The organism is Erythrobacter sp. CCH5-A1, from assembly GCF_001557115.1.
In the GTDB taxonomy this organism is placed as follows: domain Bacteria; phylum Pseudomonadota; class Alphaproteobacteria; order Sphingomonadales; family Sphingomonadaceae; genus Erythrobacter.
Window position 1 is genome coordinate 57954 of sequence record NZ_LSKQ01000174.1, and the last position, 24386, is coordinate 82339.

At 67.9% G+C, this 24386-nt stretch carries 29 protein-coding genes; 6 read left to right on the forward strand and 23 right to left on the reverse strand.

The window, feature by feature from the left end:
- Positions 1-11: 11 nt before the first annotated feature.
- The 20 genes from AX708_RS09975 to AX708_RS10065 all read right to left on the reverse strand — a co-directional run bounded on the left by AX708_RS09975 (position 12) and on the right by AX708_RS10065 (position 16682).
- Entirely contained in the window at positions 12-1532 is a 1521-nt protein-coding gene (locus tag AX708_RS09975; protein ID WP_066531792.1) for a peptide chain release factor 3, read from the reverse strand.
- A gap of 5 nt (positions 1533-1537) precedes the next feature.
- Positions 1538-1810, reverse strand: coding sequence for a hypothetical protein (locus tag AX708_RS09980; RefSeq protein ID WP_066531794.1), 273 nt, complete (start codon positions 1808-1810; stop codon positions 1538-1540).
- Between the two features lie 34 nt (positions 1811-1844).
- Positions 1845-2591, reverse strand: a complete 747-nt coding sequence (locus AX708_RS09985) for an SDR family NAD(P)-dependent oxidoreductase (protein ID WP_066531796.1) — start codon at positions 2589-2591, stop codon at positions 1845-1847.
- Positions 2588-4975, reverse strand: coding sequence for a phenylalanine--tRNA ligase subunit beta (gene pheT / locus AX708_RS09990; RefSeq protein ID WP_066531798.1), 2388 nt, complete (start codon positions 4973-4975; stop codon positions 2588-2590). The genes AX708_RS09985 and pheT overlap by 4 nt, the downstream gene beginning before the upstream one ends.
- Positions 4972-6072: a phenylalanine--tRNA ligase subunit alpha gene (pheS, locus tag AX708_RS09995; RefSeq protein WP_066531800.1), complete on the reverse strand. Its 1101-nt coding sequence runs from the start codon at positions 6070-6072 to the stop codon at positions 4972-4974. Before pheS ends, pheT begins: the two co-directional genes overlap by 4 nt.
- 94 nt (positions 6073-6166) lie before the next feature.
- Positions 6167-7057: an AraC family transcriptional regulator gene (locus AX708_RS10000; protein WP_066531802.1), complete on the reverse strand. Its 891-nt coding sequence runs from the start codon at positions 7055-7057 to the stop codon at positions 6167-6169.
- Positions 7058-7189: 132 nt separating this feature from the next.
- Positions 7190-8128 carry an AraC family transcriptional regulator gene (locus AX708_RS10005; protein WP_197426227.1) on the reverse strand — a complete coding sequence of 313 codons (939 nt, stop codon included), beginning with the start codon at positions 8126-8128 and terminating at the stop codon, positions 7190-7192.
- A 132-nt stretch (positions 8129-8260) separates the two neighbouring features.
- Positions 8261-8620, reverse strand: coding sequence for a 50S ribosomal protein L20 (gene rplT / locus AX708_RS10010; protein WP_066531814.1), 360 nt, complete (start codon positions 8618-8620; stop codon positions 8261-8263).
- 53 nt (positions 8621-8673) lie between these two features.
- Positions 8674-8877, reverse strand: coding sequence for a 50S ribosomal protein L35 (rpmI, locus tag AX708_RS10015; RefSeq protein WP_026092007.1), 204 nt, complete (start codon positions 8875-8877; stop codon positions 8674-8676).
- Positions 8878-9036: 159 nt separating this feature from the next.
- Positions 9037-9429, reverse strand: coding sequence for a hypothetical protein (locus tag AX708_RS20455; RefSeq protein WP_156443483.1), 393 nt, complete (start codon positions 9427-9429; stop codon positions 9037-9039).
- Between the two features lie 147 nt (positions 9430-9576).
- A complete protein-coding gene (locus AX708_RS10020; protein ID WP_082745675.1) occupies positions 9577-11547 on the reverse strand; it encodes a S9 family peptidase in 1971 nt (656 codons plus the stop codon).
- Positions 11548-11630: 83 nt separating this feature from the next.
- Positions 11631-12020, reverse strand: coding sequence for a gamma-glutamylcyclotransferase (locus AX708_RS10025; protein ID WP_066531816.1), 390 nt, complete (start codon positions 12018-12020; stop codon positions 11631-11633).
- Positions 12021-12022: 2 nt separating this feature from the next.
- Positions 12023-12808: a histidinol-phosphatase gene (hisN, locus tag AX708_RS10030; RefSeq protein ID WP_066531818.1), complete on the reverse strand. Its 786-nt coding sequence runs from the start codon at positions 12806-12808 to the stop codon at positions 12023-12025.
- Positions 12790-13206, reverse strand: coding sequence for a VOC family protein (locus tag AX708_RS10035; protein ID WP_066531820.1), 417 nt, complete (start codon positions 13204-13206; stop codon positions 12790-12792). The genes hisN and AX708_RS10035 overlap by 19 nt, the downstream gene beginning before the upstream one ends.
- On the reverse strand, positions 13203-13550 hold the full coding sequence (locus AX708_RS10040) for a ribose-phosphate pyrophosphokinase (RefSeq protein WP_066531822.1): 348 nt from the start codon (positions 13548-13550) through the stop codon (positions 13203-13205). Before AX708_RS10040 ends, AX708_RS10035 begins: the two co-directional genes overlap by 4 nt.
- Positions 13551-13668: 118 nt before the next feature.
- The gene (locus AX708_RS10045) at positions 13669-14604 is read right to left on the reverse strand and encodes a ribose-phosphate pyrophosphokinase (protein WP_017665012.1); all 936 of its coding nucleotides are present in this window, start codon (positions 14602-14604) and stop codon (positions 13669-13671) included.
- Positions 14605-14686: 82 nt separating this feature from the next.
- Positions 14687-15349, reverse strand: coding sequence for an MIP/aquaporin family protein (locus AX708_RS10050; RefSeq protein ID WP_066531824.1), 663 nt, complete (start codon positions 15347-15349; stop codon positions 14687-14689).
- Positions 15346-15837, reverse strand: a complete 492-nt coding sequence (locus AX708_RS10055) for an arsenate reductase ArsC (protein WP_066531826.1) — start codon at positions 15835-15837, stop codon at positions 15346-15348. The genes AX708_RS10050 and AX708_RS10055 overlap by 4 nt, the downstream gene beginning before the upstream one ends.
- Positions 15838-15858: 21 nt before the next feature.
- Positions 15859-16344 (reverse strand): ArsI/CadI family heavy metal resistance metalloenzyme, encoded by a 486-nt coding sequence (locus AX708_RS10060; RefSeq protein WP_066531829.1) that lies wholly within the window; start codon positions 16342-16344, stop codon positions 15859-15861.
- Positions 16341-16682, reverse strand: a complete 342-nt coding sequence (locus AX708_RS10065; RefSeq protein ID WP_082745680.1) for a helix-turn-helix transcriptional regulator — start codon at positions 16680-16682, stop codon at positions 16341-16343. Before AX708_RS10065 ends, AX708_RS10060 begins: the two co-directional genes overlap by 4 nt.
- Before the next feature lie 257 nt (positions 16683-16939).
- Between AX708_RS10065 and AX708_RS10070 the strand changes: the two genes are divergently transcribed.
- Positions 16940-17167 carry a hypothetical protein gene (locus AX708_RS10070; RefSeq protein ID WP_066531833.1) on the forward strand — a complete coding sequence of 76 codons (228 nt, stop codon included), beginning with the start codon at positions 16940-16942 and terminating at the stop codon, positions 17165-17167.
- Positions 17168-17303: 136 nt separating this feature from the next.
- Here AX708_RS10070 and AX708_RS10075 read toward each other — a convergent pair whose 3' ends face one another.
- Positions 17304-17912 carry an HNH endonuclease gene (locus tag AX708_RS10075; RefSeq protein ID WP_066531834.1) on the reverse strand — a complete coding sequence of 203 codons (609 nt, stop codon included), beginning with the start codon at positions 17910-17912 and terminating at the stop codon, positions 17304-17306.
- A gap of 143 nt (positions 17913-18055) precedes the next feature.
- Here AX708_RS10075 and gluQRS point away from each other — a divergent pair, with 143 nt between their 5' ends.
- From gluQRS to AX708_RS10100, 5 genes are all read left to right on the forward strand, one after another.
- The gene (gene gluQRS / locus AX708_RS10080) at positions 18056-18886 is read left to right on the forward strand and encodes a tRNA glutamyl-Q(34) synthetase GluQRS (RefSeq protein ID WP_066531836.1); all 831 of its coding nucleotides are present in this window, start codon (positions 18056-18058) and stop codon (positions 18884-18886) included.
- A 25-nt stretch (positions 18887-18911) separates the two neighbouring features.
- A complete protein-coding gene (locus AX708_RS10085) occupies positions 18912-19142 on the forward strand; it encodes an HIG1 domain-containing protein (RefSeq protein ID WP_066531837.1) in 231 nt (76 codons plus the stop codon).
- A gap of 12 nt (positions 19143-19154) precedes the next feature.
- Positions 19155-19730 carry a cob(I)yrinic acid a,c-diamide adenosyltransferase gene (locus AX708_RS10090; RefSeq protein WP_066531839.1) on the forward strand — a complete coding sequence of 192 codons (576 nt, stop codon included), beginning with the start codon at positions 19155-19157 and terminating at the stop codon, positions 19728-19730.
- 90 nt (positions 19731-19820) lie between these two features.
- Positions 19821-20690, forward strand: coding sequence for a 3-hydroxyacyl-CoA dehydrogenase NAD-binding domain-containing protein (locus tag AX708_RS10095; protein WP_066531866.1), 870 nt, complete (start codon positions 19821-19823; stop codon positions 20688-20690).
- 73 nt (positions 20691-20763) lie between these two features.
- The gene (locus tag AX708_RS10100; protein WP_197426231.1) at positions 20764-21156 is read left to right on the forward strand and encodes a hypothetical protein; all 393 of its coding nucleotides are present in this window, start codon (positions 20764-20766) and stop codon (positions 21154-21156) included.
- 33 nt (positions 21157-21189) lie between these two features.
- Here the strand turns inward: AX708_RS10100 and AX708_RS10105 are convergent, their stop codons facing one another.
- Together AX708_RS10105 and mutS are read right to left on the reverse strand one after the other, a co-directional pair.
- A complete protein-coding gene (locus AX708_RS10105) occupies positions 21190-21564 on the reverse strand; it encodes a hypothetical protein (RefSeq protein ID WP_156443484.1) in 375 nt (124 codons plus the stop codon).
- Positions 21565-21606: 42 nt separating this feature from the next.
- Positions 21607-24252 carry a DNA mismatch repair protein MutS gene (mutS, locus tag AX708_RS10110; RefSeq protein WP_082745681.1) on the reverse strand — a complete coding sequence of 882 codons (2646 nt, stop codon included), beginning with the start codon at positions 24250-24252 and terminating at the stop codon, positions 21607-21609.
- Positions 24253-24386 lie beyond the last annotated feature (134 nt).

A 24386-nucleotide genomic window follows, 5' to 3' on the forward strand; every position in this document is an offset into this window, starting at 1 on the left:
CCCTCGCAAGCCTAGCGTTCCTTGGTGGCCGAGAAGGTCAGCTCCGGGTTCTTCTCGACCTGGTAGGTCACATCCCACGGGCTCTTGGCCATGAACACCATGTCCCCGTCACGGTCCTTGGCGAGGTTGGCGCGGTTGAAGCTGGCGAAATCGTCCAGCGCCTTGGCCTCGCCCTTGATCCAGCGCGCGGTGGCGAAGGGCGAGGGTTCGAGCACGGCTTCGACCTTGTATTCGGCCTCCAGCCGGCTGATCAGCACTTCGAGCTGAAGCTGGCCGACCACGCCAACGATGTGGGCCGAGCCGATCTCGGGGTAGAAGACCTGGATCACGCCCTCCTCGGAGAGGTCATCGAGCGCCTTCCTCAGCTGCTTGGTCTTGGTCGGGTCTTTCAGCTGAACCCGGCGCAGGATTTCGGGGGCGAAGTTGGGGAGGCCCGTGAAGCGCACCTGGTTGCGCTCGGACAGGGTGTCGCCCACGCGCAAGGTGCCGTGGTTGGGGATGCCGATGATGTCGCCCGCCTCGGCGGTGTCGGCCAGCTCGCGGTCCTGCGCGAAGAACAGGATCGGGGAGTGGACCGCGATGGGCTTGCCCAGCCCCGACGGCGTCAGCTTCATGCCGCGTTTGAAGGTGCCCGAGACCTGCCGCATGAAGGCGATGCGGTCGCGGTGGTTGGGGTCCATGTTGGCCTGGACCTTGAAGATGAAGCCGGTGACTTCGTCGCGCGTCGGCGGGATCTGCTCCTCGCCCGCAGGCTGGGGACGCGGTGGCGGGGCGAAGCGGGCAATGGCGTCGATCAGCTCGGTGACCCCGAAGTTCTTGAGCGCGGAACCGAAATAGACCGGGGTGAGGTCGCCGTGGCGGAAGGCCTCGAGGTCGAATTCGGGATAGCCCCCGCGCGCCAGCTCGATCTCGTCGGCGAAACGTTCGGGGATGGCCGCGGTGTCGCGGGTGCCGAGGAACTCGCGGCTCGGGCCCTCGGGGCGGCTGACGGTCTCGGTCGCGAAATCGAGCAGCCCCTCGAACTCGCCGCCCATGCCGATCGGCCACATCTGCGGCGAGACATCGAGCGCCAGCATGTCGGCCACCTCGTCCAGCGTCTCGAAGGGATCGCGGCCCTCGCGGTCGACCTTGTTGACGAAGGTGAGGATGGGCACGGAGCGCAGGCGGCAGACCTCGAACAGCTTGCGGGTTTGCGGCTCGATACCCTTGGCGGCGTCGATCACCATCACCGCCGAGTCCACCGCGGTCAGCGTGCGGTAGGTGTCCTCCGAGAAATCCTCGTGGCCCGGGGTGTCGAGCAGATTGAAGACGATGCCGTCCTTCTGGAAGGTCATCACCGAGGACGTGACCGAAATCCCGCGCTGCTGCTCGATCTTCATCCAGTCCGACCGCGCCCGCCGCGCCGCCCCGCGCGCCTTGACCTCGCCAGCCAGGTGGATCGCGCCGCCCTGCAGCAGCAGCTTCTCGGTGAGCGTGGTCTTCCCTGCGTCAGGGTGCGAGATGATCGCGAAAGTGCGGCGATTGGAGGTCATGGGTCTCAGCGGATCAGGGGGGAAGGGCAGGCGAGGATGAGGGCGGAAGGCAGGGTCTGCTGCATGTACCAGTCCTGCGCGATCACGAGAGCCGGAACAGCCAGCACGATCAGGTAGGCCGCCGAGCGCTCCAGGCGGATGGCAATCGCCGCGAGGACGCCGAAGGTGACGGCCGCGCCGACGACCGCCGCGAGCGGAGCGGTCAGGGCTTCGTTGCAGCTCGAGACGAGCTTGGGTGCAACGCCGAGCAAGGCAAGGCCGAGCGCCGCCAGCGCCACGAGCGCGATGCAGAAGGCGGCGACCCTTTTCAGCTCAGCCCTCGCGCGCGACGCGGAAGCCCGCGAAGTCCTGGTTGACCGGCATCAGCTCGATCCGGTTGATGTTGAGGTGCGGCGGTAGGCTGGCGATCCAGCCGATGGTGTCAGCGATGTCCTCGCCGGTCATCGGATTGACGCCCGCGTAGAGCTTGTCGCTGGCTTCCTGGCTGCCGGTGCGCACAAGGGTGAACTCGGTCTCGACCATCCCCGGCTCGATGCTGGTGACGCGCACGCCGGTGCCGTGGAGATCCGCGCGCAGGGCGAGGGTGAAGTGGTTCACGAAGGCCTTGGAGCCCGCGTAGACGTTGCCGCCCGGGTAGACGTAGTTCCCCGCGACCGAGCCGATGGCGATGATCGCGCCCTTCCGCTCGATCAGCTGCGGCAGGAGCTTGCGGGTCAGCACCACCATCGCGGTGACGTTGGTGTCGATCATCGTCTGCCAATCGTCGAGATTGGCATTCTGCGCCGGGCTGAGGCCCTGGGCGAGGCCCGCGTTGTTCACGAGCAGGTCGATCTCGCGAAAACCCTCGGGCAGGCTGGCGAGCGCGGCGTCCATCGCGGCGGTGTCGCGCACGTCGAAGCACACGGCATGGACCTTGTCCGCCCCCAGTTCCGCGACGAGCGCGTCCAAGCGCTCCTGCCGCCGCCCGGTCGCGACGCAGCGCCAGCCGTCGGCGACGAGGCGGCGCACGGTGGCGAGGCCGATGCCGGCGGTGGCGCCGGTGACGAAAGCCGTTTTCATCCGCGCAGCTCCCCGCCCAGCTTGCCCGCGGCGGCCACCACTTTCTCGGCGATGGCCTTGAGGTCGGCGTCCTTGAAGCTCGCCTCGCCCGGCTGGAGCGTGACTTCGACCGCGATGGACTTCTTGCCCTCGGGCACGCCCTGTCCGGCGAAGACGTCGAAGACGCGCACGCCGGTGATGCTCGCCTTGTCGGCGCCCCGCACCGCGCGCACGAGGTCGCCCGCTGCCAGCGTTTCCGGAACGAGGAAGGCGAAATCGCGGGTCACGGCCTGCAATGCGGGTGGGGTGAAGCCCGGACGCGCGAAAGCCGCGCCCTTCTTGGCGGGGATCGCCTCAAGGAACAGCTCGACCGCGGCAATCGGCCCGTCGGCATCGAAGGCCTTGAGCGTCGAGGGATGCACCATCCCGAAGCGCGCCAGCACCACCTTGGGGCCGAGCCTGAGGGTCGCCGACTGGCCGGGGTGGAACTGCGCCCCGGCCTCACCCATCACCACCAGATTGGCGACCGGAGCGCCCGTCGCTTCAAGCAGCTGGAGCGCCAGCGCCTTGGCGTCATAGGCGTCGAAGGGCTTCGCCTTGCCGCTCTGCCAGCCGCGCGCCGTCTTCTCGCCCGCGAGCACAATGCCGAGGGTCGGCCTCTCGTCGCTGAGGCCGTCCTGGCCGCGGAAGTAGCGCCGCCCGATCTCGAACAGGCGCGAGGACGCCGCGCCGCGATCGGCATTGCGCTTGGCGGCCATCAGCAGGCCGGGGAGCAGCGAGGGGCGCATGGCCTTCATGTCCTCGCTGATCGGATTTGCCAGCGTCCAGAGCGGCTGATCGCTGGCGAAGTGTTCGGCGGCCCAAGTGGGGAGAAAGCTCCAGGTCACCGCCTCGATGAGGCCGCTTGCGGCCGCTGCGCGGCGCAGGCCCCGCTCGAGCTTCTGCTGCGGCGTGGCGGTGGGGCGGGCGACGCCTTCCACCCGGGGGAGAGCGACGCTCGCCACCTTGTCGAGGCCGTGGATGCGGACAACTTCCTCGACGATGTCGGCCGGCCCTTCGATGTCGTGGCGGCGCAGCGGGCAGGTGACCTGCCAATCGCCGCTGACGCTGAAGCCGAGGCTTTCGAGGATGCGCTTCTGTTCGGCCTCGGGCACATCGACCCCGCCGAGGCGGGTGGTGAGGCCCGGGTCGAAGGCGACAACCTTCGCCTGCGACGGGGGCGAACCGGCGCGCACCGCCTCGCTCGGTGTGCCGCCCGCAAACTCCACGATCAGCCCGGTCAGCAGGTCGAGGCCCCGGTCGAGAAACTCCGGGTCCACCCCGCGCTCGAAGCGCGTGCGGGCGTCGCTCGACAGACCCAGCTTGCGTCCCGTGGCGCCGATGCGCGCCGGATCGAAGTAGGCGATTTCGAGCAGCACGTCGGTGGTGTCGTCCTGCACCCCCGAATGCTCGCCGCCCATGATCCCGGCGATGTCGTGGACGCCCTTGTCGTCGGCGATCACCATCATCTCGGCATCGAGCGTGTAGGTCTTCTCGTTGAGCGCCAGCACTTGCTCGCCATCCTTGGCGCGCCGCGCCACCACCGCGCCCGAGAGCTTGGCGAGGTCATAGACGTGGGCCGGACGCCCGAAGCCGTGCATCAGGTAGTTGGTGAGGTCGACCAGCAGCGAGATCGGGCGTTGCCCTGCGCTCTTCAGCCGCGCCTGAAGCCAGTCAGGCGAGGGGCCGTTCTTCACCCCCGTCACCACCCGCCCGTAGAAGGCCGGACAGCCTTGCGCGTCGTCGGTGCGGATTTCGACCGGGCACGTGCCGCTTTCCGTGAAGGCGGGCATGGCGATGGGCTTCAAGGTGCCCAACCCCTTAGCGGCGAGGTCGCGGGCGATGCCGTAGACGCCCATGCAATCGGGGCGGTTGGGGGTTACGGCGACTTCGAACACCGGATCGCTGCCGTGATAGGCCGCGAAATCGGTGCCGACCGGTGCGTCGTCGGGCAGTTCGATGATCCCGTCGTGATCCTCGCCCAGCTCGAGCTCGCGGTTCGAGCACATCATGCCGTTGCTCTCGACCCCGCGGATCGCGCTCTTGCGCAGCACCATGCCGTTGGCGGGCACGGTCGCTCCGGGGAGCCCCAGCACGCCCTTCATCCCGGCGCGCGCATTGGGCGCGCCGCACACCACCTGCAGCGGCTGGCCGTCTCCGGTGTCCACGGTGAGCACCTGAAGCTTGTCGGCATCGGGGTGCCGCGCGGCGGTCAGGACGTGGGCAATGCGGAAGCCCGCGAGCTTCTCGGCCGGGTCCTCCACGCCTTCCACCTCGAGCCCGATCGCGTTGAGCGCGTCGCAGATCTCCGCCACGGTGGCGGTCGTTTCAAGGTAATCCTTGAGCCAGGTCAGCGAGAACTTCATGCGCGTGCTCCCACGCCGGCGGAGAGGGTGGGCTGGTCGAAGGGCGAGAAGCCGTAATGCGCCAGCCAGCGCGGATCGCCGTCGAAGAAGGCGCGCAGGTCGTTCATCCCGTATTTGAGCATTGCGATCCGGTCGATCCCGAGGCCGAAGGCGAAGCCCTGCCACTCCGTGGGATCAAGTCCGGCGAATTCCAGCACCCGCGCATTGACCATCCCGCTGCCGCCCAGCTCCATCCACGCATGGCCCGGCGCGTCGCCGTGCCCGCCGACGACGCGGCGGCCGCCTTCGGTGGAGTAGCCCACGTCAACCTCGACGCTCGGCTCGGTGAAGGGGAAGTAGCTCGGGCGCAGGCGGAGGGTGATATCCTCACGCTCGAAGAAGGCCTTGAAGAAGGTCTCCAGCGTCCACTTGAGGTGGCCGAGGTGGATGCCCTTGTCGATCACCAGACCTTCGACCTGGTGGAACATCGGCGTGTGGGTCGCATCGCTGTCCGAACGGTAGACCCGGCCCGGGGCGATGATGCGGATCGGCGCGCCCTGATCCAGCATCGCGCGGATCTGCACCGGCGAGGTGTGGGTGCGGAGCAGGATCTCGCGGCCTTCCGGGGTGCGGTCGGGGAAGTAGAACGTGTCATGCATCGCCCGCGCGGGGTGGGTCTCGTCCATGTTGAGCGCGGTGAAGTTGTGCCAATCGTCCTCGATCTCGGGGCCGGTGGCGACAGCGAAACCGAGGTCGGCGAAGATTTCGGCCAGTTCGTCCATGACCTGCGAGACCGGGTGGACCGAACCCTTGGGCGCGGCCACGGCAGGGAGCGTCAGGTCGACCGTCTCGCGCGCCAGCTGCTCTTCCAGCGCGGCAGCTTCCAGCGCGGCCTTCTTGGCATCCAATGCCTCGGCGATGCTCGCACGCGCGGACTGGATCGCGGGGGCAGCGGCGGTGCGCTCCTCGGGGCTCATGCCGCCGAGGGTCTTGAGGGCAAGGCTCACCCAGCCCTTCTTGCCGAGGGTTTCGAGCCGCTCGGCCTCGAGCGCATCGAGGCTGGTCGCCGCGGCAATCGCGGCCAGCGCGGCCTCGGTCTGGGAAGAGATGTCGGTCATGGATTTGCAGGTGCTCTGACAGCGGAATTTTCGCCGCTGCCCGCTAGCGGCAATTGCGCCGGATTGCAAAGGACCTTGGACGCCCGGGGAGCGCTCAGGGTGTCGGCGCGTGCAGCCCCTGCACCGCCTGCCCGGCCGCGGCCATGCGCGCCTGTGCGGCGGCGGCCAGAAGCGGCTTGGGCAGGCGCGCGTATTCGGACGGGCTCATCCCCATGAAGCGCCGGAAATCGCGCACGAAATGCGACTGGTCGTGATAGGTGCAATCGAGCGTCCCGAGCCACTTGCGCGAAGGGTCCATCATGAATTGCGCGACGCTGCGCAGGAACCGCTGGCGGCGCAGCAGCAGCTTGGGCGGGAAGCCGAAGGCGCGGCGCGAGAGGCGTTCGAGACTGCGCACCTGCATCCCCACCCGCGCGGCAATGTCGGCGACGGTGAGTGTGTCGGGATCGACCAGCGCGGCGTGGACTTCGAGGATGGCCGCCTCGCCCGGCAGCGCGGGGCCATCGAGCAGCCGGGCCATGTGTGCCTCGATCAGCGCAAGCTCCTCGGCATGGTCGCCGCTGCTCTGCGCGATCGCCTCGGCGAGCGGGGCGAAGGTGGCGAAGACCGGATCGGCCGCGCCATCGACGAAGCGGTCGGCATAGTCGCAGGCCCCGGCTGCCACGAGCCGCGCCCAGCCGAGCGGCAGCAGACCGATCCCCCAGCTGTGCCCCGAGCTGAGCCGGAAGCGCACCGCGCGGCTGGTCGGCCCGGTGACGGTGAAGGCCGGACACGGCGCCAGCGGCCCCGGTCCGATCACCGATTGCGCGCTCACCGCCCCCAGGAAGCGGAGATTGGCCCATTCGGGATGCAGCCAGTCCTCGAGCCATGGTCGCCGCACCGAGCAGACCACGTCGGTCCGGTAGTAGGTTGTCACGAACCGGCGCAGCGGCTCTGCCGGCAAGGCGAAGCGCAGCTGGACCGAATCTCCCGAAAGCGCGTGCATCTGTCCCCATTCCCCCGGTCGTCGTGCCCCACGACGCGTGCTGAATGCGACCGCTGTCTGACCTTCTTGCGGGTCAGGCCGGGGCCGATAGCATGATCTGGAGAGGAGCGGTAGCCGGACCCCTGCGCTCCGTCACCGCCGCGGGGGAGGCGGGGGCGCTGGCGGATCGAGCGTCTGCGCCGCGCTCCCCCAGACCTTCGCCCGCGCCTCCATGAACGAGGTCAGGATCGGGTGATCGAGCGCGCCATATTCGCTCGGGTTCATGGTCATGAAGTCGCGGAACTCGCGGGTGAATTGCGCCTGGTCGTGGTAATGCGCGTCCATCGCCTCGGTCCACGGCCGCCCGCCGCGCTGGAGCATGAAGGTCGTCAGGCTGCGCATGAAACGCTGGCGGCGCATCAGCAGCTTGGGCGAGAAGCCGAAATAGCGCGAGCAGACCCGCTCCAGCGTGCGGATGCTCATCGCGCAGGCGCTGGCGAGTTCATGGACCGACGCATGATCCCCGTTCACCAGCGCGGCATGGACGCGGGCGATGCGCGGCTCGTCACGGCTCGGGCGCATCGCGCGCGACAGCCCGTCGACGAGCGCGGCATACTGCGTCTCGAGATCGGCTTCGGGGTCGCACAGCACGTCGGCAAGCGGGGCGAAATGGGCAAAGGCCGGGTGAGCGGCGCCGTCACAGACGACGTTGGTGACCGCGCTGGCAGCCTCGTCGAAGAAGCGTGCCCAGCCGAGCGGGAGGAAGCCCACGCCCCACATCCGCACCCGCCCGAGCGAGAAGCGGCACGGCAGCGAACTTGGCCCGGTGCCGACAAAACCGGCGCCGCTGATGTGCCTGTCGGCGATCGCGGCTTCGGGCGTGGCGCCGCAGAAGAAGCGGATGTTGGCCCATTCAGGCTGGAGGTAGTCTGTGACCTGCGGCTCGCCCTCCGACAGATCGAGCGTCAGGTGGTAGATGCTCGTGAAGCATCCCGCGAATTCTGGCGGCGGTTCGCGGAATTCGGCCACCAGCCGCTCGTGCGGCACCGGTGCCAGGCGCTCTGAGGCGCGTGTGAAAACTCCATCCCCCATTTGCGCAATAAAGCGTAAGTGGCGCGGTTCTACAAGGGTTTTGGCGGATTTTTACAACCCGAAACGAAGAGAGGCAGGCCCCCGGGTGGGAGCCTGCCTCTGATCTGGTGCCGGGCCGAAGCCACGAGGAACTTACGCCGGAAGCGCAGCCTTCGCCTGGGCGATCACGGCCTTGAAGGCGCCGCCTTCGTTCATGGCGAGATCGGCCATCGCCTTGCGGTCGAGCTCGATGCCAGCCAGCTTGATGCCGTGCATGAACTGCGAATAGGTCAGGCCTTCCATGCGGACAGCCGCGTTGATGCGCTGGATCCACAGGGCGCGGAAGGTCCGCTTCTTCACCTTGCGGTCGCGGTAGGCGTATTGCCCGGCCTTCTCGACCGCCTGACGGGCGATGCGGATGGTGTTCTTGCGGCGACCGCGATAGCCCTTGGCCTGGTCCAGAATCCGCTTGTGCTTGGCGCGGGTGGTAACACCCCGTTTGACGCGTGCCATATCAGTATATCCTTGTTTCTGAGGTGCGTGCGGGCGCTAGGCCCTCGCTCGCATCAATCCAGCCCGTAGGGCGCCCACTTCTTGATCGTCGGCGTATCATTGGCCGACAGGACCGAGGTGCCGCGGTTGGTGCGGATATACTTGGCGTTGTGGCTGATCAGCCGGTGACGCTTGCCAGCGACGCCGTGCTTGACCTTGCCGGTGGCGGTGATCTTGAAGCGCTTCTTCACACCGCTCTTGGTCTTCAGCTTGGGCATTTTCATCTCCTGATCGAGACACGTCGGAACCGGCCATGGCAGCCCTTGTCGCCAGGCTGGCTGATTGATTCGTGTCAGTGAAGTGCGCGCGCTTAGGCGGGAGAGGCGCGAAAGGCAAGAGGGATGGGGGCGAATGGTGGATTGCTGCCGCCGGAGAACCTAGCAAATTGGCTGCCCTTTAGCGGCGAGCCCAACGGAGGTGATTGGCTGCACTCGAATAAGTCTGCCGTAACCGCTCGGTCCGCCCTCAATAAATGAGGAAGCGCGGTCAATCGAACCCCCGCAATAGCGGATGAGCAGCGTATCAGGCGTAAGGAGCGACAGCGTGGGCTTAGGTCCGCCAGTCCCTGAAAAAATCAGCGAACGTTCGCCTTCCACAGCATAAAAAACCGAGTGCCTGACCCCGGTCAGAGGCGTCGTCCGGTCATCGTCCTCTATGACAAACGTGCCTTGAAGCTCGCCAATTCGGACTTTCTGGATAACGCCGCCGTCACGCTCACAGCCTTGCAGAAACAGGCAAGCCGCGGCGACCACAAGCTTCCAAGCCCTCATCTTTATGCTCCTGATGCGAGGAGTTTAGAGGCTTGGAGGAACCATCGCAACGCGCTCGCCAGCCGCACGGCAGCTCTTGACGAACACCGCCCAACAGCCAACCTCACCTCATTACCAACGGCCCGAATCACCTCCGAGGCGCCCCCCTCACTTCGCCGGCTTGCCCTTCAGGTAGCGGTCGAACCAGTCGATCACGCGGGTGAGCGAATCGATCTGATTCTCGCGCTTGACGAAGCCGTGGCCCTCGGCGGGGTAGAACACCGTCTCGTTGGGTGTCCCGATCTCCTTGAGGATCGCGGCGACTTCCTCCGCCTGGCCGCGCGGCACGCGGATGTCGCGGTCGCCCTGGAGCGAGAGCAGGGGGGCCTTGATGGCGCGGATATAGGTGATCGGCGAGTTCGATTCGTAGACCTTGCGGTCCTTCACCGGATCGCCGAGCAGCGAGATCAGGTATTGCCGCAGCAGCGCGTCCGAGGTCTCGTACATGCTGAACCAGTTGATGATGCCGAACAATTGCGCGCCTGCCGCGAACTCGTCGGGCGTCTTGGCGAGCGCGATCAGGGTCATGTAGCCGCCGTAGGACCCGCCGGTGACCCCGACCTTCTTGGGATCGACATAGCCGCTCTCAACGAGGAACTGCTTGCCCGCGATCATGTCCTTGAGGTCGCCGCCGCCAAGGTCCTGATAGTTGGCGTTCTGGAACGGCTGGCCATAGCCGGTCGACCCGCGGACATTGGGCTGCATCACGATATAGCCGCGGCTGGCGAGCGCGGTGGCGGTGCGGTTGAAGCCGTCGGTGCTCTGGCCGGTCGGGCCGCCGTGGGGCAGCATCACCGCCGGGTTGGTGCCATCGCGCTTGAGGTTGAAGGGCATGGTGACGATCGCGCTCACCAGCGTGCCGTCAAAGCTTTTATAGGTGACGATCCGCGACTTCGGCAGGTTCTCGGACTTGAGGCTGGCGAGCGCCATCGCGGTCACCGTGGTCGCCTTGCCCGAGGCGAGATCGACCACCTGCAGATCGCTCGGCGTGTCGGCCCCGGAATGGGCGACGAGGATGCGGCCCCCATCGGGCGAGAAGGGCTCCTCCCCACCGGCGAAGGTGTTGACCCCGGCGGGCAGCGGGATCGGCGTTTCGGCAAGGCTCGCCACGTCGACCAGCGTCGCCGAGGTGCGGCCGTCCTCGTTGCGGATCACGGTCAGCCGCTTGCCATCCGGGCTGAAGGTGCCTGCGGTCTGCGACCACGGGGTCGGCGCAAGCCAGCGCCACGCCTTCTTGGCGGTGTCGTAGATCCCGGCGCGCAGCTGGCCGGTACCCTCGTTGGTGCTGACCGCGATCAGCCCGCCATCAGGCGTCGCGTCGCTGGCGTTGTAGATCGTCTTGGCCTTGCCGAGCAGCAGGGTCTTCGCCCCGCTCGGCACTTCGACCCGCCACACTTCGGCAAAGGTCTGGTTGGGATTGGTGCGCGAGGCGATCAGTGCCTTGCCGCCCTCGATCCAGGCGACCGGCGACCAGCGCAGGGCCGGATCGGCCTCGGTCACCAGCGGGGTGGTCTTGCCGGTGGCAAGGTCGATGAGGGCGAGGTTGACCTGCCCCTCGGTGCGCAGCTTGGTCGAGACGACGCCACTGGTGCCGCCCGGCGCGATCAGCAGATCGTTCTCGCGCAGTTCGGGGGTGGCGGTAAGGTTGCGCGCGTCGCCCCCGCCGGTGGGCACGGCGTAGATATCGAACTGCTCGTCGCCGCCGACGTCCTGCGTGTAATAGAGCAGCCTGCCATCGGGCGAGGGCACGAGGCCAGCGTGGCGTTCATCCGAGCGGGTCAGCTGGACGGGCCAGCCGCCGGTCGCCGGGATCTTCCAGATGTTGTTGCGCCCGGTCAGGTTGGTGACGAGGAAGATCTCGCTGCCATCGGTGCTCCACGCGGTCGCGCCGAGGGTGCGCGAGTAGGACAGGTCCTCGACCGGGACCGGGGCGGCATCGGGGTTGGCGGGGCTTTCGATGGAGGCGGGGTCGGTCACGGGGCGCGGCGGGCTCGCCACCTGCGCCAGCGCGGGCACGGCCCCGGCGAGCGCGAGCGCGGAGACGGCCGGAAAGGCCGCCCAAAAGGTCTGTTTCATCATGTTTCCCCTCCCTGACGAGAATTATGGCAAAAGCCTAACAGATCGCGTTCGGCTGTCATCCCTCGAATTGCGGGCGCGCAGGGTCACAGCCGGCCGAAAGGCGCGTGGCCGGTCTCCCTGAGCCAGCGGGCGAAATCGCCATGGGCGATGCGCGGGGCTCCGGCGGGGAGGGGCGCGGTCCAGAGGTAGGCGTGGGCGGTGATCGTCTCGCCTGCGACCTGCACGGAGATCGGGCGGCGGGTGTAGTCGGACCCTTCGAAGGCGTCGACCGCGGCCAGATCGATGCGCCCCGCGTCATGCACTGCGCCGCTCACCATGCCCTCGCCCGGCACGAGCGCGGGATACCAGCCTTGCGGATCGGGAATCGCGAACAGCGCGCCGCTGGTGGTCGCCGCCCGCCCCGGCCCTAGCCCGGCGAGGAAGGGCCAGTCCCCCAGCCCCTCGCGCAGCACGCCGTAGACGAACAGGTGCACCCCTACCCCATCGCCTCGAGCACATCCTCGAGCCGCGCCGGATCGCCCAGCGCGATCACCGTGCCGTCGGAGCCGGCGTCGAGCGGGTTGCCCTGCCAGTCGGCCATCATGCCGCCAGCGCCCTCCACTACCGGCACCAGCGCGGCGTAATCGTGGAGCTTCAGCCCCGCCTCGATCACGATGTCGATATGGCCGCTGGCGACGAGGCCGTAATTGTAGCAGTCCCCGCCATAGACGATCTTGCGCTCGGCGACGGCCTTGGCGACCGACATGAAGGCGTCGGCCTCCTCGTTGGTGAAGGCGTGCGGGCTGGTGGTGGCGAGCACCGCGTCGGCGAGGTCCTTCAAAGGCTTGGTTGCGGCGGGCTTGCCGTTGAACAGCGTCGGCTGGCCGATCCGGCCCACCCAGCGCTCGCCGCTCACCGGCTGGTCGACGATCCCGAGCACCGGCCAGCCATCCTGCAACAAGGCGATCAGCGTGCCGAAGATCGGGCGGCCGGCGATGAAGCTGGTGGTGCCGTCGATCGGATCGAGCACCCACTGCCGCCCGGCGCCCTCGTTGCGGGTGCCGTATTCCTCGCCGATGATGCCGTCGCGCGGGAATTCCGCCTCGATCAGCTTGCGCATCGCGGCCTCGGCGGCACGGTCGGCTTCGGTGACATAGGTGCGATCGGCCTTGCGCTCCTCGGACCACTGGCCGCGGAACAGGGGGCGGATGGCGGCCCCGGCGGCATCGGCGAGCGCCAAGGCGAGGGCGAGGTCCTTATCGGTCACAGACGGTAATCCCATTGCGCGGCGTTGGGGCCGATGCCCTCGCCGAAGGTCAGGAGGCTCCCGTCCGGATCGCGCACCCAGAATTCCCGCTGGAGGTGCGGCTGATCGGCGGGCGGGCCCCAGCGGTCGTCAGGAAGCGTGGCAAGCGCGGGTTCGAGCGCGGCAAAGAGCGCGTCGAGCCCGATGATGTCGACATAGGCATGCATGCGGCCGGGCGGGTTGGCACCGGTCACCTCAAGCGCGAGAATGCGCAACGCGACGCGCTCGCGTTCCACATAGGCATAACCGCCGCCCGGGCTCCACACGCCAAAGCCAAGCACGTCCCGATAGAAGGCCATGGCGCGGGCAAGGTCGGAGACGCCGAGGGTAGGGGTGATCTGCACCCAGTGCGGCAGTTTTGCAGGGTCGCTCATCGCGCGTACCAATAATCGAACGCCTCGGCCTGTCGAGCCTCGGTGTAACGCTTCGCCTTGACCCCCTCCCACTCCAACGGCAGATCGTCGTAGACGCTGGCGCGGCTGACGAACCACCCCTGCCCCGGCAGCCCGTCCGACTGGCGCACCACCAGCACCGCCAGCCCCGGCTCGCCCGCCGCGCGCCCGTCCTCGTCGATGCGGTCGAGCACCTTGCACAGCTGCCGCATCAAGGGCCGCGTGAAGGTGTGGCCGAGGATGTTGAGGAGCGCGCCGTAGGTGAAGGTCTGCCGCGCGCGGGCCGCTTCGATCAGGAGTGCGCGGACTTCGACGGGGTCGAACATCGGCTCACCCCTTCGTCATTGCGAGGAGCGAAGCGACGCGGCAACCCATGGCCTGCCGTCGCCGGTTGCCAAGAGGGTGGGTCATGGGTTGCGTCGCCTGCGGCTCGCAATGACGAGGTTAGTCAAACAGCGAGCTGACCGAGCTTTCATCCGCAATCCGCCGGATCGCCTCACCCACCAGCGGGGCGATGGGGAGGATGCGGATGCGATCGCTGGCTTCGGCGGCCTCGGTCGGCCGGATCGAGTCGGTGATGACCAGCTCCTTGAGGCTCGAGCCATTGATGCGCGCCACCGCGCCGCCCGAGAGCACGCCGTGGGTGATGTAGGCCGCAACCGACTTCGCCCCGCCCTCGAGCAGCGCCTCGGCCGCATTGCACAGCGTGCCGCCCGAATCGACGATGTCGTCGATCAGGATGCAGTGCCGCCCGGAGACGTCGCCGATGATGTTCATCACTTCAGATTCGCCCGGACGGTCGCGGCGCTTGTCGACGATCGCCAGCGGGGCATTGTCGAGCCGCTTCGCCAGCGCCCGCGCGCGCACCACGCCGCCGACGTCGGGCGAGACCACCATCAGCTGCTGGTCGCCATAGCGGGCCTGGATGTCGGCAGCCATGACGGGGGCGGCGTAGAGGTTGTCGGTCGGGATGTCGAAGAAGCCCTGGATCTGCCCGGCGTGAAGGTCCACCGCCAGCATCCGGTCGGCGCCCGCTTCGGTGATGAGGTTCGCCACCAGCTTGGCGGAAATCGGCGTACGCGGGCCGGGTTTGCGGTCCTGCCGGGCATAGCCGAAATAGGGCACCACCGCGGTGATCCGCTTGGCCGAAGCGCGGCGCAGCGCGTCGATGCAGATCAGCAGCTCCATCAGGTTGTCGTTCGCCGGGAAGTTGGTCGGCTGGACGACGAACACGTCCTCCCCGCGCACGTTCTCGTGGATTTCGACGAAGACCTCCTCATCGGAGAAGCGCCGCACGCTGGCATCGGTCAGCGGGATTTCGAGATAGGCCGCAATCGCGCGGGCGAGCGGCAGGTTCGAATTGCCGGACATGATCTTCATGGAAGTGCGAATCCCCGTTGGCGCGTGTCGCCTCCGCCTAGCGATGCGTCATGGAATTGCAACGCGCGAGCGCCGGTTCTCGTCAGGCCTGTGCGTCCCCGGGCTGCCGCAGCAGCCGCGCTGCACCCAGCGCCGCCAGCGCGCCCAACACTTGCGCCGCCACGAAGCCAGCCACATCGCCCGGCGCGATCCCGGCGAAAGTGTCGGAGAGGCTGCGCGCCACGGTGATAGCGGGATTGGCGAAGCTGGTCGAAGAGGTGAACCAGTATCCGGCCGCGATATAGAGCGCGACACTGACCGGCACCCACTCGCGGCGCGCTTCGATGGTGGCGAGGATGGTGAGCACCAGCCCGAAGGTCGCCACCGCCTCGCCCGCCCATTGGCCCGTGCCGGTGCGCGCGGTGTCGCTCCATTGCAGGATCGGCAGGTCGAACATCAGATGCGCGGTCCACACCCCGAGGATGCCGCCCGCCAGCTGCGCAGCGACATAGGCGAGCGCCAGCCCCGCGCCGATCTCGCGCCGCAGGCCGAACACCAGCGTCACCGCCGGATTGAAATGCGCGCCCGAGACGGGCCCCAGCATGGTGATCAGCACGAACAGGATCGCCGCCGTCGCCAGCGTGTTGCCGATGAGCGCGATGGCGACATTCCCGCCCGCAAGGCTCTCGGCCATGATCCCGGAGCCGACCACGGTGGCGAAGAGGAAGAAGCTGCCGAGGGCTTCCGCAAACAGCGCGCGGCTCACGCAGCGCCCTCCATTGCCCCGATCTCGGCAAGCCGCGCCTGCAACTCGGCGCGCTCCATCGTCTCGAAGGGGAGCGCGAGGAAGGCCTCGGCGCGCATTGTCAGCCAGTCCCAGGTCTGCGCGAAGGCGGCATCGACTTCCGCGTCATCGCCCGTCACCGCTGCCGGATCGGGCAGGCCCCAGTGCGCGCGCAAGGGCGTGCCGGGGAAGATCGGGCAGGCCTCCCCCGCCGCGCTGCCGCACACGGTGATGACAAGGTCGATCTGCGGCGCGTCGGGGCCGGTGAAGGTGTTCCAGCTCTTGGAATGGAGCCCGCCCGCATCGATCCCGCGCGCGGCGAGCAGCCGCAGCGCGCCCGGATGGACAGCGCCCTTGGGCTGGCTCCCCGCGCTGAAGGCGGTCACCCGCCCCGGGCCGAGGCGGCCGAGGATAACCTCGCCAAGGATCGAGCGGGCGGAATTGCCCGTGCACAGCACCAGAATGTTCATGTCTCGCCCCCGCGATGTGGTTCAGCAGCAGCCCGATTTCGCCGGAGCAGGCGCGGCGGACGCGATCTGCGGCACGCAGCAGGCGCCCGTCGCCGCACCGGCATTCGCCAGCTGTTCGAGATCGGGGCTGCCGCCATAGGTGGTGCTGCCGCCGGTGGTGAGGAAGGCTTCCCACACCACCCCGTCGGGATCGGCGATCCAGCTCTTCTCCGACTTGGCGTAGCAGCAGGTGGTCGCGCCCTCTTCCAGCACCGGGCGGTCCGCGGCCTTCAACCGGTCATAGACCTCGGCGAGTTCGCTTTCGTCCTCGACCTGAAGGCCGACATGCTCGATCCCCTTGACCGCGCCCTCGCGCATCGAGATCGCAAAGTTGATGCGCGGGTCTTCGAGCATCCACTTGGCATAATCGGCCTTCACCACTTCCGGCGCCGCGCCGAACAGGTGGGTGTAGAAGGCGATCGAGGCATCGAGGTCGGTCACGCCGACATGCAGGTGGAAGCGCTTCACTGGGCAGTCTCCTTGGGTGTCGCAGGCGGGCAGGCGGCGGCGTCCTCGCAAGGCAGGCCGCCGCAGCAGTTTTCGGTGAGGTAGGCCATGAGGCCGTTCATCGCGGCATAGTCCGCCGCATAGAACACCGAGCGACTCTCGCGCCGCTGGGTGACGAGCCCGGCATTGGCGAGCTGGGCGAGATGGAAGCTCATCGAGGAGGCGGGGACGCCGATCCGCTCGGCCAGCACGCCCGCCGGAATCCCTTCGGCCCCCGCCTGCACCAGCAGCCGGAAAGCGGCGAGGCGGTGCTCCTGCGCAAGAGCGCCGAGCGCGCGGATGACCAGATCGGAATGCACGGCATCCTCCAACGATTCGATAATTATGGAATTATGGGATCGTGCGGCAGGTGTCAATCCGCGTCGCGCTCGTGCTCTCCCGTAGCGCGGGGCTCGGCTCGGCCTCCGCATCGGCGTCGGGGGCTGGGCCCGGGCGTTGGTCTGCCGCCCGCCTCGTTTCAGCGCCAATAGCAATAAATTGAAATATTTAAGCTCACGCCAATAGCGAGACTACACCATCGTTCGAACGATGCCTTTCACCCAATCAGGAGCCAATCATGAGAAAGAAGATCCTGCTCAGCCTCGCGCTGGCGAGCCTTCTCCCGATCTCCCAGGCGGCCGCGCACCACATCCCCCAACACGTGGTGTCGAACGACCAAACCACCTTCCGGCTTTGCGATGCGTCCGCATGCTTCGTCTATCAAAACTTCGGAACGCCCGAGGATCCCAACTGGGTTCTCGTTTCGATCGAACCGATCATCAGAGGCGAACGCAACGTAGACTGATCCATCTGCCGGATCGGTGCTCGGCGGGATCGTCTGCCGACATCGATCCGGCCTCGCATCGCAGCGAGGCTGCTTCCATCGGTTTGATTTTCTCCGTTGCGCGGCCCAAGCTGATCCAGCCCGGCCAGCCCAGCCCTTACGCCTCCAGTTCGACGTCCCAGTAGAGCCAATCCCGCCACGTCTCGTGGAGGTAGCCCGGCGGGAACATCTTGCCGTGCTGCTGCAATTGCCAGCTGGTCGGCCGGATCGGCGCCTGGTGGATCGGCATGCCGGCTTGTTTCGGCGTGCGCCCGCCCTTCTTCATGTTGCACGGCGCGCAGGCGGTGATGATGTTCTCCCACGTCGTCCGCCCCCCGAGGCGGCGCGGGGTGACGTGGTCGAAGGTCAGGTGATCGTGGCTGCCGCAGTACTGGCACTGGAATCGGTCGCGCAGAAACACGTTGAAGCGCGTGAAGGCGGGGAATTCCGAGTGCTTCACATATTGCCGCAGCGCGATGACGCTCGGGATCTTCATGTCGAAGCTGGGCGAGTGGACCTCGCGGTCATAGCTCGCGACGATGTCCACCCGGTCGAGGAACACCGCCTTGATCGCGGTCTGCCACGGCCAGAGCGAGAGCGGGTAGTAGGACAGCGGCGTGTAATCGGCGTTGAGCACCAGCGCCGGGCAGGCCGAAAGATTGCGCGTCGGATCCTCGTCGATCCCGCGGAACTTCGCCACTTTCTCGATCAGTTCGGCATTGAACACGACGCGCGTTCCTCCCTGATTGACGTGAGCATGCCGTGGCAGGGCAAAGAGTCAAACCCGTGACAGGGTGGCTATCCACAGGGACAGCCTGTGCATGACCTGTGGATAGCGAAAGAAAATGTCCTGTGGCATGGGCCTTTGCGATGGATCGCCCCGCCCCGCCCGTGACCCGTTTCGCGCCGAGCCCCAACGGACGGCTGCATCTGGGCCATGCGCTCTCGGCGATCGCGGCGCATGATCTGGCGCGCGCGGGCGGCGGGCGGTTCCTGCTGCGGATCGAGGATATCGACGGGCCGCGCTCCCGGCCCGAACTGGCCGACGAATTCCGCCGCGATCTCGCATGGCTGGGGCTCGAGTGGGAAGAGGTCCCCGCCCAATCGACCCGCCTTGCCAGCTATGCGGCGGCTGCCGAAGACCTGAAGGCGAAGGGGCTGCTCTACCCCTGCACCTGCACCCGCTCACAGATCGAGGCGGCTGGTGCGGTCGAGGGCTCCGACGGGCTGATCTACCCCGGCACCTGCAAGCACCGCCCGCCCGATCCGTCGCGCCCTGCTGCATGGCGGCTCGATGCCGAAAAGGCACTGGCGGCAACCGGCCCGCTGATGTGGGAGGACGCGCGCGCGGGGTCGCAGACCGTCGACCTCTCCGGCCTCGGCGATGTGGTGCTGGTGCGCAAGGACCTGCCCGCCAGCTACCACCTTGCGGTGACGCTCGACGATGCGGCGGACGGCGTCACGCTGGTGACCCGCGGCGCCGATCTCTTCGCCGCGAGCCACATCCACCGCACGCTGCAAGCCCTGCTCGGCCTCGCCGTCCCGCGCTGGCACCACCATCCGCTGCTGCTCGGTGAAGACGGCGAAAAGCTCGCCAAGCGCCGCGGCTCGCCTGCCCTCGCGGAGCGGCGCGATGCTGGCGAAGACGGGCGGATGCTCGCCGAACAACTGCGTGTGCAACTTTTGTCACTTGGAACCTGAGCCTCAAGCGTCCATTTAGGCATCCATGACCTATGTCCTCATCCCCGCGCTCCTCATCCTCATGGGCCTTACCGCCTTTTCGCTGGTGAAGGGCATCATCGCCTTCCTCAAGACGACCAAGATCGACCTCGAGACCGGCGAAGGCACCACCGCGACCGACATGCAGCTCGCTCAGAACAAGGCGATGTTCGCGCGCATCAAGTACCAGGGGCTGGCGATCGCGGTGGTCGCGATCCTGCTGGCGGTGTCGCGCTAAGCCCTCCAACCAATGGTCAAGCTGAACCGGATCTACACCCGCACCGGGGATGACGGGACGACGGGCCTCGTCGATGGCTCGCGATGCCCCAAGCACTGCGCGCGGATCGCGGCGATGGGGCTGGTGGACGAGGCGAACTCCGCCATCGGCCTTGCCATCTGCGCTTTGACGGGCGAGGCCGAGAAGGCGCTCCTGACCCGCGTGCAGAACGACCTGTTCGATCTCGGCGCCGACCTCGCCACGCCTTCGGCCGACGGGGACTTCACCCCTAGCGAGATGGTGCTGCGGATCGTCCCCAGCCAGCCGCTGTGGATCGAGGCGCAGATCGACGCGCACAACGAGCGGCTCGAACCGCTCACCAGCTTCGTCCTGCCCGGCGGGAGCGAGGCGGCCGCGCGGGTCCATGTCGCCCGCGCCACGACCCGCGCCGCGGAACGCGCGATTGTCGCGCTGGCGGCCGAGGACGCGGTCAACCCGTCCGCGCTCGCCTATATCAACCGCCTCTCGGACCTGCTCTTCGTGCTCGCCCGCGTGGCCAATGACGATGGCCGCGCGGACGTGAAGTGGGTGCCCGGCCAAAACAGATAGCGCGCTAATCGCTAGCTTTTGCGCAAAGGCCTCGCTAGGGCGGCAGAATTGCTGCACCTGCGAAGGAACCTACTCCCCATGACCAGCCCCATGCGCAACATCGCCGTGATCGGCGCCGGCCAGATGGGCACCGGGATCGCACAGACAGTCGCAGCCAATGGCATGAAAGTCATGCTGACCGACGTCGACCTGCCCCGCGCCGAGGCCGGCAAGGCCAATGTCGAAGCGGCGCTGGTGAAGCTGATGGGGCGCGGCAAGATCGAGGCCGCCGAGGCCGAAGCGCTGCTCGCGCGCATCACCCCGGTCGCCGATTACGCCCCCTTCGCCGAAGCCGATCTCATCATCGAGGCAGCGACCGAGCGCGAGGAGATCAAGAACGCGATCTTCGAAAAGGCCGGCCAGGTGCTGGCCCCGCAGGCGATCATGGCGTCGAACACCTCGTCGATCCCGATCACCCGCATGGCCAACCACTCGCCCGATCCGGCGCGCTTCATCGGGCTGCACTTCTTCAATCCGGTGCCCGTGATGGGCCTGATCGAGGTCATCCCCGGCCTCGCCACCGCCAAGGAAACGACCGAAGCGGTCACCGCCTTTGCGCGCGGGCTGGGCAAGGAAGTGGTGCTTTCGCAGGACGAGCCGGGCTTCGTCGTCAACCGCATCCTGCTCCCCATGATCAACGAGGCGGTCTTCGTGCTCGGCCAGTCGACCGCAGGGATCGAGGATATCGACAAGGGCTGCCGCCTCGGCCTCAATCACCCGATGGGGCCGCTGCAGCTGGCCGATTTCGTCGGGCTCGACACCTGTCTCGACATCATCAAGGTGCTCTACAAGACCACCCGCGACAGCAAGTATCGCCCCGCGCCGCTGCTGGTGAAATATGTCGAGGCCGGCTGGCTCGGCCGCAAGACCGGCCGGGGCTTTTACGACTACACCGGCGAGGCGCCCGTTCCGACGCGCTGAGGCGTCGGCCCGCCGCAGGGCATGGCAACAATCGGCGCTCCCGCCGGGTAAGGCCCGGCGAAGGAGAGAAGCCATGAACACTGACAACGCCAGAATCCCGGGCCACCCCGAGGGCCTCACCCACGAGACCCGAAATCGCGAGCAGGATGACGAGGGTACTCAGGCGCAGGATGTCGCGGAGGACGCGCGGCGCGAGGACAGCCGCACCTCCAGCCCACTCGAAAGCACCAAGCCCGAGGCGGACGAGTACGATCCCGCCCCCGACAGCACCGGCGACCTGATCGACGAGATGCGCCGCATGGAAGGCGAAGGCCGGATCGACATGTCGGCTTTCGCGGGCGAACCCAACCACGATGACGAGCCCGGCACCTACGGCGGCGAGACCACCGACGATGAAGACAGCGACTGGCTCACCGCCGACGGCGAGACGCTGAGCGAAGAGGATGCGGCGGACGAGGAGGAATGACGCCGCCCCGCCGGGCAGGGCATCCGGGACGGATTATTGCGGCACGTCGTCCTCGGGAATGATCGGATCGCTGCTGGCAGGACCCGCGATGACCGCAGTCGGCGCCAGCGGGGCAGTCATCGGGTTGCTTGCCGCGGCGCCGGATCCGCCGCCCGAAGGCGCCGCGTTTGCCGGGGCCTGGGGATCGTAATTTCCGAAAACCGAAGGCGGTGCTTTCGGCTGGCTCTCGGCCGCCGGTTGCGTCTGCCGCGCGCCCGAGAAGAGCCCCTTCTGCGATTCCGACAGGCTCACCGCGCGGGTAACCAGCCCGCCATTGCCTTGCGGACCGATGATCGCCGCCGCGCCGAGCACGATCAGAACTACGAAGGCGAGCGCCATGCGGCTGTTCTGGAAGAGAAGCCTCATCATGTCCGCGCGCATAACAGGGACGTGGTTAAGCCTTGGTTGAAATCACCGCCCTGAACCCGGCAGGGTGCGCTTCCATTCGTAGAGAAGATCCAATGCCTCGCGCGGGGTAAGAGCGTCGAGATCGGCGGCGCGCAGGGCCTCGGCAAGTTGCTGTTCGGGGCTCGCCGGTTCGGGCTCGGCGGGCTTCAGGTTGGCGAAAAGCGGCAGATCGCCGAGGCCTGCCGCGATTCCCCCCGTCGCCTCGCGGGTGGCTTCGAGCTTGGCGAGCACCGCCTTGGCGCGGGCAACGACATTCGCGGGCACCCCGGCGAGCCGCGCGACCGCGAGGCCATAGGAACGGTCGGCGGGGCCATCGGCGAGTTCGTGGAGCAGCACCAGATCGCCCTGCCACTCGCGCGCGCGGACGTGGTGCAGGCTCAAGGCCTCGCAGGTTTCGGCGAGGCGCGCGAGTTCGTGGTAATGTGTCGCGAACAGGCAGCGGCAGGCGATCTGCGAATGCACCGCCTCGGCCACCGCCCAGGCGAGCGCGAGGCCGTCATAGGTCGATGTCCCGCGCCCTACTTCGTCGAGGATCACGAAGCTGCGATGTGTGGCCTGCGCGAGGATCGCGGCGGTCTCGACCATCTCGACCATGAAGGTGGAGCGCCCGCGCGCGAGGTTGTCGGCCGCGCCCACCCGGCTGAACAGGCGGTCGACGAGGCCGATCCGCGCGGCAGAGGCGGGGACAAAGCAGCCCGCCTGCGCGAGCAGCACGATGAGCGCGTTCTGGCGCAGGAAGGTCGATTTGCCGCCCATGTTCGGGCCGCCGATCAGCCACAGGCGGTTGTCGGCGGCGAGCTGGCAGTCGTTTGCGACGAAACGCTCGCCGGTCTTCGCCAGCGCCGCTTCGACCACCGGGTGGCGGCCCGCGGTGATGGCGAGCCCTGAGTCCTCGGCAATCTCCGGGCGGCACCAGTCGCCCTCTGCGGCTCGCTCGGCATTGCCCGCGCCGACATCGAGCCGGGCGAGGGCGGCGGCGGAGGCGGCAATGTTTTCGCGGGCGGCGACCACCTCTGCCACCAGCGCCTCGAAATGGGCTTCCTCGCAGGCGAGCGCATGGCCCCCGGCCTCGGCGATGCGCGCGGCTTCCTCGTGCAGCTTCAGCGAGTTGAACCGCACCGCGCCCGCCATGGTCTGGCGGTGGGTGAAGCCGCTGTCGGGGGCCATCAGCGCATCGGCATGGCGCGCGGCGACCTCAATGAAATAGCCCAGCACCCCGTTGTGGCGGATCTTGAGCGTCGCAATGCCGGTTTCCTCGCGGTAGCGCGCTTCCATTGCCGCGATTGCCCGGCGCGCATCGCCCGAGGTGGCGCGCAACTCGTCGAGCGCGGCATCGTAGCCGTCGGCGATGAACCCGCCGGAAGAGCGCTCGGTCGGCGGCGAGGGAACGAGTGCGCGCGACAGGTGATCGGTCAGCGCGCCGTGGCCGGTGAGACGGGCGATGACGTCAGCGAGCAATGCGGGCTTGTCGGGCGCGCCTGTGAGCCAGTGGTGGAGGCGCGCGGCCTCCGACAGCCCGTCGCGCAGCTGGCCGAGATCGCGCGGGCTCCCCCTTCCCGCCACCACCCGCCCGAGCGCGCGCCCGAGATCGGGGATCGCCCGCAGAATGTCGCGCAGCTGCGCGCGCTCGATGGGGCGGTCGCGCCAGAACTGCACCAGCGCCAGCCGCGCCTCGATGGCGGCGGCATCGAGCAAGGGCGCGGACAGGTCCTCCGCCAGCAGCCGCGAGCCCGCGCCGGTGACGCAGCGGTCGACCGCGCCGATCAGGCTGCCGGCGCGCGCGCCTTGCGCGGATTCGAGGATTTCGAGGCTCCCCCGCGTCGCCGCGTCCATCGCCATGGTGCTGGCGGTCTCGCGCAGCACGGGGGGCAGCAGCAGCGGCAGGCTGCCGCGCCCGACATGGTCGAGATAGGCGACCAGCCCCCCGGCGGCGGCCAGCATGGCGCGGGTGAAGACGCCGAAGGCATCGAGCGTCGCCACCCCGTGGACCGCCTTCAACCGCTCGGCCCCGGCATCGCTGGCGAAGGTCGTACGCGGGCGGTAGATCGCCTCCTCGGGGCCGTGCGACCAATCTTCGGGCACCACCACCTCGCTCGGGCTCAACCGCGCCAGCACCGCGCCCAGCGTGTCAGCCGCGCATTCCTCCAGCACCATCGCGCCGGTCGAGACATCGACCGCTGCGATCCCCACGCTCCCGCGCAGTTCCGCCAGCGCCACCAGCACGTTCGCGCGGCGCGGCTCGAGCAAGGCTTCCTCGGTGAGCGTCCCCGCCGTCACCAGCCGCACTATCGCACGGCCGACCAGCACCTTAGAGGACGGCAGCCCCTCGCGCTTGGCGCGGGCCTTGGCTTCCTCGGGCGTCTCGACCTGCTCGGCAATCGCCACCCGGCAGCCCGCCTTGATCAGCCGCGCGAGATAGCTCTCCGCCGAGTGCACCGGCACCCCGCACATGGGGATCGCCTGCCCGCCATGCTCGCCCCTTGTGGTGAGCGCGATGTCGAGGATCGCGGCGGCGCGCTTGGCATCCTCGAAGAACAGCTCGAAGAAATCGCCCATCCGGTAGAACAGCAGCGCATCGCCCGCCTCCTCGCGCAGGCGCAGATATTGCGCCATCATCGGCGTGGGTTTGGGATCCTCGAGCGCGGCCATCGCCATCGCCTACGCCTGTGCGACCCGATTCGGGAATGTTGCCAATTGCAGCTTTCCCCGAACCTGGTGCGATAAACGACCTATCGCATCGGCCCGCGCGACGCTAAGCGGGGGGCGATTTACGTTAGGGATCG